The 11,842-nt window shown below is 32.7% G+C and carries 8 protein-coding genes; all 8 read right to left on the bottom strand.

Features of this window, described 5'->3' with window-relative positions; all coding sequences use genetic code 11:
* Positions 1–3: 3 nt before the first annotated feature.
* The 8 genes from kdpA to FAY47_RS13945 all read right to left on the bottom strand — a co-directional run bounded on the left by kdpA (position 4) and on the right by FAY47_RS13945 (position 11,789).
* Entirely contained in the window at positions 4–1,743 is a 1,740-nt protein-coding gene (gene kdpA / locus FAY47_RS13980) for a potassium-transporting ATPase subunit KdpA (protein ID WP_143317530.1), read from the bottom strand.
* Positions 1,740–1,829: a potassium-transporting ATPase subunit F gene (locus FAY47_RS13975; RefSeq protein ID WP_143317529.1), complete on the bottom strand. Its 90-nt coding sequence runs from the start codon at positions 1,827–1,829 to the stop codon at positions 1,740–1,742. Before FAY47_RS13975 ends, kdpA begins: the two co-directional genes overlap by 4 nt.
* A 305-nt stretch (positions 1,830–2,134) precedes the next feature.
* Positions 2,135–3,862, bottom strand: coding sequence for an RICIN domain-containing protein (locus FAY47_RS13970; RefSeq protein WP_185966838.1), 1,728 nt, complete (start codon positions 3,860–3,862; stop codon positions 2,135–2,137).
* Between the two features lie 370 nt (positions 3,863–4,232).
* Complete coding sequence (nrdG, locus tag FAY47_RS13965) at positions 4,233–4,742, bottom strand: anaerobic ribonucleoside-triphosphate reductase activating protein (RefSeq protein WP_143317528.1); 510 nt, start codon at positions 4,740–4,742, stop codon at positions 4,233–4,235.
* A gap of 35 nt (positions 4,743–4,777) precedes the next feature.
* Positions 4,778–6,109 (bottom strand): ATP-binding protein, encoded by a 1,332-nt coding sequence (locus tag FAY47_RS13960; protein ID WP_143317527.1) that lies wholly within the window; start codon positions 6,107–6,109, stop codon positions 4,778–4,780.
* A gap of 66 nt (positions 6,110–6,175) precedes the next feature.
* Positions 6,176–8,095: an aconitate hydratase gene (locus FAY47_RS13955; RefSeq protein WP_143317526.1), complete on the bottom strand. Its 1,920-nt coding sequence runs from the start codon at positions 8,093–8,095 to the stop codon at positions 6,176–6,178.
* Between the two features lie 37 nt (positions 8,096–8,132).
* On the bottom strand, positions 8,133–9,290 hold the full coding sequence (gene nifV, locus FAY47_RS13950; protein ID WP_143317525.1) for a homocitrate synthase: 1,158 nt from the start codon (positions 9,288–9,290) through the stop codon (positions 8,133–8,135).
* Positions 9,291–9,674: 384 nt separating this feature from the next.
* The gene (locus FAY47_RS13945; protein WP_143317524.1) at positions 9,675–11,789 is read right to left on the bottom strand and encodes an anaerobic ribonucleoside triphosphate reductase; all 2,115 of its coding nucleotides are present in this window, start codon (positions 11,787–11,789) and stop codon (positions 9,675–9,677) included.
* Positions 11,790–11,842: the final 53 nt, after the last annotated feature.

Raw genomic sequence — 11,842 nt, 5'->3', positions numbered from 1 at the left:
CTCCTACAATATCATTTGAAAATATTCTACTATTGGTCCTAATGCAAGTGCCGGAAAAAAGCTTAATGCTCCTACCAGGATTACAATCATTATAAGAAGTCCAATAAATAGTCCATTATGAGTTGGTAATGTTCCAACACTTGTTGCTACCTTCTTTTTCTTAACCAAAGATCCTGCAATAGCTAGCGTTGCTATCATAGGTACAAACCTTGCAAACAACATTACTATCCCTGTTGTAACATTAATAAATGCAGTATTAGCTCCAAATCCAGCAAATGCTGATCCATTATTCCCACCTGTTGATGAATAAGCATAAAGCATTTCTGAAAAACCATGTGCTCCTGAATTATTTAAACTATCTCTAACTTCAGGAACCATTGCTGCTATTCCACTTCCTATAAGTATAGCTATAGGAGTTGCTAAACACATAAGCATTGCCATTTTCATTTCAAATGGTTCTATTTTCTTTCCTAAATATTCTGGAGTTCTTCCTACCATTAATCCTGCAATAAATACTGTAACGATAGCAAACGCAAGCATCCCATAAAGTCCACATCCTACTCCGCCAAATACAACTTCTCCAACTTGCATTAAGAGCATTGTCATCATTCCTCCAATTGGAGTATAGCTATCATGCATAGAATTTACCGACCCGTTAGATGCTGCTGTTGTAAATGCTGCCCATGTAGTTGATCCAGCAATTCCAAATCTACTTTCTTTACCCTCCATGTTTCCACCAGCTTGATTTATCGTAGATATATCAACTGCTCCATTTTGCGAAAGCTGTGGTGTTGAGTTAGCTTCACTAATTGCAATTACTGCAAGTGCTACAACTAACATAGCAAACATGGCTATAAATATAGCTATTCCTTGCCTTTTATCTTTAACATTTCTTCCAAATGTGAAACATAAAGCTGCCGGTATTAATAATATTGAAATTAACTCTAATAAATTTGTAAAAGCATTAGGATTTTCAAAAGGATGGGCTGAATTAACTCCAAAGAATCCACCACCATTAGTCCCTAGCTGCTTAATAGATATTTGACTTGCTGCAGGTCCTTCCGGTACAACCTCACTTGTTACCACAGAACCGTCTTCAAGAGTAATTGGCTCTATAAGCTCTACCTTTTCATATGAAGAAAAGTTTTGTACTACTCCTTGAGATACTAATACTAATGAAAGAGTTATTGATAATGGCATGAGTACATATAAAATTATTCTTGTAATATCTACCCAAAAACTCCCCAATCCTTCTTCCTTTACCTTAACAAATCCTCTTATAAGAGCAAATAGAACAGCTATCCCAACACCTGCTGAAACAAAGTTTTGAACTGTAAGACCAAGCATCTGAGTTAAATAACTTAATTGGCTTTCTCCAGAATAGGCTTGCCAATTTGTATTGGTTATAAAACTAACAGCAGTATTAAAACTTAAATGCCAGGAAGTTCCTTTAACCCCTTCTGGATTTAAAAACATAATGCCTTGTATAGTATTAAGTAAAAATAGTACTATAAATCCAAAAGCACTAAATGCTATTACTGATACTCCATACTTTTTCCAATTCATTTGTTCATTTTTATGTACTCTTAATATCTTGTATATAAAATTTTCTATCGGAACTAGTACCTTAGATAAAAACACCTTTTCTCCATTCATAATCTTTCCAATATATTTACCTAATGGAATAGCTAGTATAACTAAAATTAATAAATACAAAGCATACTGTAAAATTACATTAATCATACCTTATCACTCCTTAATAAAACATAACAAAGATAAACTAATAGCATTAACGCTACTATTCCTATTAATTGAATAATAATACTCATAAATTACCACCTCCCTTTCGCCTATTATTATATTGCAGAAAAAATTAAGATGGTGTTAGAAATATATCCTATAGTATTAAGATTGTATAAAGACTATATATAAATAAATTTAGATATGGTTCTCTTTCAAATGATAGAATTAATGAACTAAAGAAATGATAAAACAACTCTTTGTGAAAATTAAAATTATAAGTGCTAATTTTAATAATATAGCACTTATAATTTACAAAAATTAAATTTTACTTTAACAAATTACTATTTCACTGAAGCCACCTCAAGTTATAGAATAATAAACATATTTTATATTATTGCTGTACAAGCTGCCACTGCTGATTAGTTCCCGAATTATCAGTCCATTGAACAACATCTGCCCCATCTGTAGTCGAATTATTATAAACATCTAGTGCTTTCCCACTATTAATATTAAGTAGTTTGTAATATCCATTACCTAAGTTAAAAATATTCCACTTTTGATTGTTATTCCCATTGGTTGTCCACTGGATAACGTTTCCTCCATCTGCAGTTGAGCCATTATCTACATCAAGCAATTTATTGCTATTGACGTTTTTTAGAATATAACCATTGTCTGTGCTTACAATAACCCATCTCTGGTTGTTTCCACCATTATCAGCCCACTGAATAACATTTCCCCCATCTGCAGTTGATTTGTTATCTACATCAAGCAACTTGCCACTGTTTCGGTTGATAAGCTTGTATGTCTTTCCAGATACAATTTCATTACCACTACTAGTTCCTGGAGTAATATATATACGATATCCTGAACTAGCATTGCAACCTTTCAATGTTACTGTAATCTGCCCGTTTACCACAGAATAATTAGAAGTTGATATTGTAGATGGTCCATGAGATACTGTATCCTTGCTTGTCCAATCAATCTTCTCAACCTTAACTGATGCAGTTGATCCGATAAAAGATGGAATGTTCTTAAATGTTGTATTTATGGTACCATCATTGCCCCCACCGAAGATAAAGCTCATATACTTGGCACCTGCATCAACACATGCAGCTCCATCCACAAGGGTGCTGGCATCTTTTGGAGGTGTGACATTCACCATTTTACCTGTCATATCTCCATACCACTTAAACAAATACCATCCGGCTCCCTTTTGTGTGTCAGTAGCAAGGAGACTCCCCAGTCTGCCTGGCTTAGGAACAAACCACCAGGATATACATGCACTATCTACCTTATAACGTTCAAATTTCCCAATAAACTGTGCTGCTGATCCAGGCTGCCCCTCAAGATTATGATTTGCATCACAATACTCATTTATAGATATAGGCCTAGCACTTATTCCAAGAGAAGATTCCAATGTTCTATAATCTTTCAGATTATTTGATACATTTTGGATTCCACTAAGCTCATGCCAACTCATTATATCTGGAAGGCAATTGTTCGCCTTGCAGAAACTCAAAAATTTACTTAAAGTATTATGATTATAGTAGCTGTAGCAAGGCCCTATAATCTTCTCAGTTGGATCATTTGCACGGATAGTTTTGAATGTTTGTAGCCACATATTTTCGAATGACCCATTAGCATTGTTCCATGTACCGTCAGGTTCGTTCCATATTTCATAACCATAATAATTGGTGCGACCAGATACTTTCTTGTCATCTATAAAAGCTTTTACCTTATTAAGCCAATCTGTCATACTTTTAAATTGGTATGGCCAACCAGGCAACATATCCGCCAAGTCAATTGAGACCTTTGCACTGGGAATTCCAGCAAGTCTTTTCGAAACAGGTATTGCAGCAGCACCAAACCAATGCTGAGTGCCTGCACCTGATCGAGCCGGATTTCTCATTACATACGGCTTAAGTGGAGCTACAAGACTGTTAATATCTGCTGGTACTGTTTCAGTTATTCCATAAAGCGAACCACTTGCACAATGAGTTACATCCCTTATTACGCTTGCACTGTCTACAGTTACATTATTAACTGCAGATGCTGCAATTGCTGACATTGAAGCCAACATTACCATAATGGATAACATAAATGTTAAAACTTTTTTCATACACTTTACCTCCTCAAAAATTCTTTTCAAATTCAACTGTTTCATATACTTCCCCCACATAACATTATTCCATCTTCCCTCCTTCCACTTTGATTTATATGTTAGGAGCCATATTTTCCATTATAAACCAGTTGAATATTTAAGCTATCATAACACTTGGCATCATAAAAGTAAATATACCAACTGAAACATGTTACCTAAGTAACATCCTCTAGAAAATTACCCTCAACTACCAACAGGCTTAAATCCATCATCTGAACTTTAGCTCTTCCTTGATAAATTAGTAAATATTTTTTTATGTAAAAATTATATAAAAAAATGGATTCAAATTAATGAATCCACTTTTTCATCGACTAGTAACTAATTTTACTTAACAATCTACTGTTATCACTTTCTTAAGCTTTAGGCTTTTCTTCACATCTATAATTCTCTGATTATTTGATCCTCTAAATCTTAATCCATCTTCCTTTTTATCCTCTTCAAATCTACCATCAACTATAACATCTAAGTTACCCATAAGCTCCTTCCACCCTGGAACTTTATCAATATTTTCTAATATATATTCATATGTATACCCAGTATAACTCCAAATATTTAACCCATGTTCCTTAAACTTCTTCGCCATATATGCAAATTCTTGAGCTCTTTCAAAAGGATCTCCTCCGCTAAAGGTTACCCCTTTAATCATAGGATTTTCTACTACATCCTGAATTAACTCATCCATATCTCTTTCTTCTCCACTAGAAAAATCATGAGTATCAGGATTAAAACATCCTCTGCAGTTATGCTTGCATCCTTGAGAGAAAAATACCCTTCTAAGTCCAGGTCCATTAACTAAACTTTCATATGCTATTCCTGCTAATCGTATCATCTTTCCCAAAATGTCCACTTCCTAATCTATAGTTTATATTAATATTATAACACCGTATTATTAAGAATAGATAATTCTCCTTCTAACCAATCAACAAATTGAGTAGCTGATCTAGGTGATCTTCCATTATGCCACTTTTCCCATTTCAAAGCTTCTCTATGAAGTTCCTCTTCCTTAATGTATAATCCTCTATCTTTAACTATTCCATCTACTATAGTTAAAAATTCTTTCTGATTTGGAGCAAAAAAGCTTATGGTAATTCCAAATCTATCTGCCAGAGATAACTTTTCTTCCATAGTATCCTTAGAATTAACTTCGTCTCTATCGGAAAATTTTTCTTGAACCAAATGTCTTCTATTAGTAGTTGCATAAATCAATATATTACTTGGCCTATTTTCAATTCTACCCTCTAATATAGTCTTTAAAGCAGAATAACTATCTTCATTTTCATCAAAAACTAAATCATCAACAAATATAATAAACCTCTGCTTCTTATTCTTAAGAAGCCTTATTATTCTAGTAAAATCGCTAAGTTGTTTTTTATCTACTTCTATTAATCTTAATCCCTCTTCGTAATATTCATTTAATATCGCCTTTACTGTTGATGACTTTCCTGTCCCCCTTGATCCATAAAGTAAAAGATTATTTGCTGGAACTCCCTTTAAAAAATGAACTGTATTACTTACAATTTCTTTCTTTTGACTTTCGTAACCTATTAAATTAGATAATCTAATAGGATCTGGATCGATTATTTCTCTTAAATGCCCTTCTTCCTCATTGTCAAATCGTTCCCACACAAAAGCTCCATATGCAGTAGCTCTACCTGTCCCATTTTTCTTATGAAAACCAATTAAATTTTCCGTATATTCTCTCCAATCTATACCATTAATTAATAATGTTTTTAAAGCCTCAAAGTCAATACACTTCTTTGGTATATAACTTTTTTCTCCTACTCCCCAATCTAGCAATGAATCTATTCTTTTTTTAATCGATTCTTGCTCATCATATTTATCTAAAAGACAGTCCTTTATATCCTTACTATTAACTGATGCTATTTGAGATAAAACTTCAAGTTCTCCTCTAATTCCATTAACAATAAAATCAGGAACTTGTTCTTTTTCCTCTAAAAAAATATTAAATGGGTTGTTTTCAAGTAACATGTTTTCAACTATAACTTCTTTAAATGATAGGTCCTTATTTTCCTTAAATAATTCATATGTAAATTCATTATAGGCTACAATGCATTCTCCCAAAGTGTTACTATTAACTAACTTATCCACAAGGGTTTTAAATTTATCCCCAACTTTTTCTGAAAATATCCCCTTATACACACATAACGAATCCAAATTTAACTTTATTCTTTCTTCTCTCTTCATTTTTTTGCCCCCTGATTATAAATTTAAAGACACCAACGTCAAAGAGACTTTGGTGCCTTTATAATATTACATATTCTTTACATAATTAAGTCTTCCGCCAGCTTTAATTACTTCAATCTCTTTCTCTGTTAAATCAACAACCGCTTCAAATTCTACATTCTTAGTTAAATTCTTTATTTTAACTATTCCTGTGCTTAAAGCATCTTGAATTCCTTCTATAACTAATTCATCAAGTAAATCAATATTGTCATAATCCCCTTCATCTTTGAAATCAATAGGAATTATTCCATTGTTGATTAAGTTAGCCTTATGAATTCTAGCAAAAGATTTTGCAACAACTGCTTTAACCCCTAAATAAAGAGGTGCTAAAGCTGCATGCTCTCTTGAAGACCCTTGCCCATAGTTACTTCCTGCAATAATAAATCCACCATTATTCTCTTTAGCTCTCTTAGGGAATTCTGTATCTACTGTATTAAAACAGAATTCTGAAAGATAAGGAATATTAGATCTAAATGGAAGTAATTTTGAATTTGAAGGCATAATGTGATCAGTAGTAATGTTATCTTCAACCTTTATTATTACTTTTCCATCCACTTCATTGCCTAATTCTTTTCCTATTGGGAATGGCTTAATATTTGGTCCTCTAACAACTTCAACCTCAGCATTTGTCTCAGCTGGTGCTAAAATCATGGAGTCATCTATAATAAACTTCTCTGGCATTTCTATAGTTAAATCTATATCCTTTTCTGTTGGATCAGTTAAAACTCCATTAATAGCAGATACTGCTGCTGTCTCTGGACTAACTATATAGATTTGCCCTGTTAATGTTCCACTTCTTCCATAGAAGTTTCTATTTACTGTTCTAAGCGAAATTCCATTTGTTCCAGGTGCTTGCCCCATACCAATACATGGTCCACAAGAATTTTCAAGTATTCTAGCTCCAGAGCTTATAATATCTGCTAAAGCTCCATTTCTAGCTATCATCTCCATAACTTGTCTTGACCCTGGTCCAATTACTAAACTTACATTAGGATTAACCTTATTTCCTTTAAGTATTTTTGCAACCTTCATTAAGTCTTCATATGAAGAATTTGTACAGCTTCCTATAAATACTTGATCAACCTTTATCTTACCAGCTTCTTTAACTTGAACAACATTGTCTGGGCTATGTGGTTTAGCTGTAAGAGGTTTTAATTCGCTTAAATTAATTTCAATTTCTTCATCATATACCGCATCCGCATCTGGTTTAAATTCTACCCAATCTTCTTCTCTTCCTTGAGCTTTGAAGAATTCTAAAGTTCTTTCATCACTTGGAAAAATAGAAGTTGTAGCTCCAAGTTCTGCTCCCATATTAGTTATGGTAGCTCTTTCTGGAACTGAAAGTGTCTTAACACCTTCTCCTGCATATTCAAATACTCTATTAACTCCACCTTTTACAGATAATCTTCTTAAAACTTCAAGGATAATGTCTTTAGATGCTACCATTCTTTTTAATTTTCCAACAAGATTAATCTTAACTACTTTAGGTGTATTTATGTTATAAGCTCCTCCACCCATTGCAAGAGCAACATCTAATCCACCAGCACCCATTGCAAGCATTCCCACTCCACCAGCTGTTGGTGTATGACTATCAGATCCAATTAATGTTTCTGTTGGCCTTGCAAATCTTTCTAAAAATACTTGATGACAGATTCCATTACCTGGTTTTGAAAAATGCACTCCATATTTTGAAGCAACTGTTTGTATAAACTTATGGTCATCTGCATTCTCAAATCCTTGTTGTAACATATTATGATCTATAAATGCTACAGATCTCTTAGTCTTAACTCTATCTATTCCCATTGCCTCAAGTTGTAAATATGCCATTGTTCCAGTTGAATCTTGTGTTAAGGTCTGATCTATTTTAATAGCAATAGGTTCTAATGCCTTTAATTCTCCTTCAACAATATGACTTTTTAGAATTTTATATACTAAATTATCGCCCATCTTTTTCCCCCTACTTATTGCTTTTTTATAATTAATATTATTTTGAATTAGCTAATCTTTTGTACTCTTTGTACATTTGCACAATTTCCTTATCAAAGAGACTTCTCTTAAGCCTTACTGATGTGGCTCTTACCATCTCTAAAATTCCTGTAGCTTCTTCATCTGTTAAATCTATATTATATTCTTTAAACTTATTCACTATAGCAGCCTTACCTGAGTGTTTACCTATTACTATCTGCCTTTCAAGTCCTACAACTCTTGGATCAAAAGCTTCATAATTCTTAGGATTTTTTATAGCTCCATCTGCATGAATTCCTGACTCATGAGCAAACATATTTGTTCCAACAATAGCTTTCCATATTGGGAGTTCTCTTCCTGCTGCTCTAGATACATATTGAGATATTTCCCTAAACATTGTAGTATCAATATCTATTTCCATTCCATAAACATATTTCAATGCCATTAGAACTTCTTCTAAAGCTGCATTTCCTGCTCTTTCTCCTAATCCATTTACTGTTAACCCTACATAGTTAGCTCCAGCTCTAATGCCTGCAATAGCATTTGCTGTTGCCATACCAAAATCATTATGGGTATGCATTTCTATATCAAAGCCTGTTTTTTCATAAAGGTATTTAATTTGCTCTTCAATTTGAAATGGCCCCATAACCCCTACTGTATCACAATATCTAAATCTATCTGCTCCTGCTTGTTTAGCTGTATTCATAAATTGAATCAAAAAATCTTTATCAGCTCTTGAAGCATCTTCTCCATTTACAGATACATATAATCCATTTTTCTTAGCGTGTTCAACACCTTCTACCATCTTTTCTAGTACCCATTCTCTAGACTTTTTTAATTTGTTTTTTATGTGTATATCTGATACTGATATCGAGATTGCCACGGCATCTACACCACAATCAATAGATTCGTTAATATCAGATATTACAGGTCTATTCCAAGCCATGATACTGCTCTTAAGATTTCTCTTAACTATATCTTTAATAGCCTGCTTTTCATCTCCACCCATTGTTGGAATTCCAACCTCAAGTTGATCTACACCTAAATCACTTAACATGGTAGCAATTGCAATTTTTTCTTCATTAGCAAAAACAACCCCCGCTGTCTGTTCTCCATCTCTAAGGGTTGTGTCTACAATATATATTCTTTTTCCATCACTAGACCTTTTTACAGTCATATATAATCCCCCCGTTTTTAATTATTGCTTATAAATATATTTTTTCTTTTAAGATAAATTCCCCAATCACATCAAAAAAGATTCCATATATTAAATTTATTTTTATGCACTAATTTTATCATATAGTGCATTAAATAACAATATCAAAAGATAGGAAATATTTATTTTTTTGCAAGATATCGTTACGCTCCATTCAATATCGTTGTGTTTTTTTTAATTTTTCTGCATTAACATATTAATTGTTGCAAGTTTTTTAAAAAAAATTGCATCCTTGTCCTTTAAGCGTCACCTTAAATCAAATATAATGTCGTATCTTTTTTTCATAAAAATTAAAAAAGCTAAGTTAGTTTTACCCAACTTAGCTTAAATACATTTTTTATTGATTTATACCTTGTAAGTATTTACATGATTGTCTGTATGTGTAACTCTATCTTCTCTTTCATGAGATTTTCCTGCTCCGAATCTTTCATCAAGACTTAAATATCCAGTTACCCTTGAAATTCCTTGAATATTAGTACTACTACATTTAGGACATTTTGCTTCATGACTATGAAGCGATTCTCCACATTCCTTACAATATCTTATATGAAAATTCACTCCCATATAGCTTATATTTGTATTTTTGTATGCATAATTAATTATATCCATTATACCTTCGCCTGTAGGATTGTCATCAACTTCTATATAACTAATATGTCCTCCATTACATAGCTTATGATATGGTGCTTCAATATCAATTTTTCTCTTAATTGATATTGCATATCCTACTGGTACATGATAACTATTTGTATAATATTCTTTATCGGTTACTCCTGGTATTATTCCAAATAGCTTTTGATCTTGCTTTATAAACTTTCCAGATAACCCTTCTGCTGGAGTTGCATATGTACTCCAATTCAACTGAGTTTCCTCTGTCATTTTATCTACTTGTTCCCTTAAGTAAGAAATAATTTTATACCCTAATTCTCTTGCTTCATCGCTTTCTCCATGATGCTTTCCTGTTAAAGCAACAAGTGTTTCTGCAAGGCCTATAAATCCAATTCCCCATGTTCCTTGTTTTAAAATTGGTTCTATCGAATCATTTTGATCTAAATTTTCAGAACCTTTCATTAAGTATTGTCCTGCTACGAATGGTAAATCTTTAACCCTCAAATTCTTTAAAACATTATATCTATGCAATAATGATTCTTTAGCCAAATCAATTTTCTCTTGAAATAACTTAAAAAATACATCAATATCTTTCTTAGCTAATATACCTATTCTTGGCAAATTTATTGTTGTAGGAGCAATATTTCCTCTTCCCTTACAACCTGGCTCTCCATTAACATTTTTCATAAGATAAGTTCTGCATCCCATTGTTGCAGGCATATATCCTTTTTCATAATATTCTTTATTAAAATCAGAATCTATATTCATAAATGTTGGATTCATCCTCTTTGCTGCAACCTTGCAAGCTAACTTATATAAATAATGATATGGATCATTCTCTTCTCTATTAACGCCTTCTTTTACTCTAAAAATTATGTTTGGGAATATTGGTTGCTCCCCTTTACCTAATCCTTTATCGTATTCTTCTAAAAAAGCTTCACATACTAAAGCTGCATCCTTTGAAGTTGGAATACCCAAGTTTACTGAACTAAATGGAACTTGAGAACCTGCTCTTGAATGCATTGTATTTAGGTTGTAAACAACCCCTTGCATAGCCTGATGAACTCTTTCCTTTAATTTTGTTTCAACCACTTCATTTATTTTTTCTTCCTGAACTCCTAGGCTTTTTAATTCATTTATGATTTCTTGTCTTGTAGGTTCTACAAAAACAGCCATATCATTATCAAAATCCGGATGTGATTGACCTCCAAACATATCGTTTTGAGTTGATTGTAAAAGTATACATGAGAGCTCAGCAGCACTCTCAATTCTTTTTGGTACATTTATAGTCCCATATCCTGTATTAAATCCATGTTCCAATAATTCTCTAGTAGGTATATGTAGACAGTTTGTTGTTAAATTGTAACTATCTAAATCATGATAATATAAATCTCCAGTTTCATGAGCTTTCGCTAAATACTTTGGCATAGCTGAAAGATTATGCCACTTATTTGACTCTGATGCTATTCTCAAAAGTTTTGAACTGAAATTATTTCCTACATTAGCATTATCCCTATCTGTTTCAACACCAATTTTTTGTATTGCTTTCATTAAATCTGACTTAATATCTCTAATCTTTGTTCTTTCTTTTCTATAATTGGAATATGCTAAAGCAATTTCCTTATGATTAGTATCCTCTAATGCTTTCTCAACATAATTTTGAATTTCTTCCACTGTAATTTTATTTTTTTCAGTCATCTCTATATACATAACGACCTTCTGTACAGCTTCATAAATTTCACTTGTTTTTAAGTTAAGACCTTCTTCTCCGGAAGCACCTTTTATAGCATGAGTTATTTTGTCAGCATTAAACTCAACTTCTCTTCCGTCTCTCTTCACAACATATAGCAACAGCTACACCCCCGCTACACAATATATAGTAGTGGTTTAAACCACAAATGTTA

Source organism: Clostridium sp. HBUAS56017, assembly GCF_007115085.1.
In the GTDB taxonomy this organism is placed as follows: domain Bacteria; phylum Bacillota; class Clostridia; order Clostridiales; family Clostridiaceae; genus Clostridium; species Clostridium cibarium.
Note: the sequence above shows the minus strand (reverse complement) of the source record. Positions and strands in the feature narration are given on the sequence as shown.

Excerpts from the sequence above, each read along its gene's own strand:
- kdpA (WP_143317530.1), bottom strand. The coding sequence starts at position 1,743 with ATGATTAATGTAATTTTACAGTATGCTTTGTATTTATTAATTTTAGTT.
- FAY47_RS13975 (WP_143317529.1), bottom strand. The coding sequence starts at position 1,829 with ATGAGTATTATTATTCAATTAATAGGAATAGTAGCGTTAATGCTATTA.
- FAY47_RS13970 (WP_185966838.1), bottom strand. The coding sequence starts at position 3,862 with ATGAAAAAAGTTTTAACATTTATGTTATCCATTATGGTAATGTTGGCT.
- FAY47_RS13960 (WP_143317527.1), bottom strand. The coding sequence starts at position 6,109 with ATGAAGAGAGAAGAAAGAATAAAGTTAAATTTGGATTCGTTATGTGTG.
- FAY47_RS13955 (WP_143317526.1), bottom strand. The coding sequence starts at position 8,095 with ATGGGCGATAATTTAGTATATAAAATTCTAAAAAGTCATATTGTTGAA.
- nifV (WP_143317525.1), bottom strand. The coding sequence starts at position 9,290 with ATGACTGTAAAAAGGTCTAGTGATGGAAAAAGAATATATATTGTAGAC.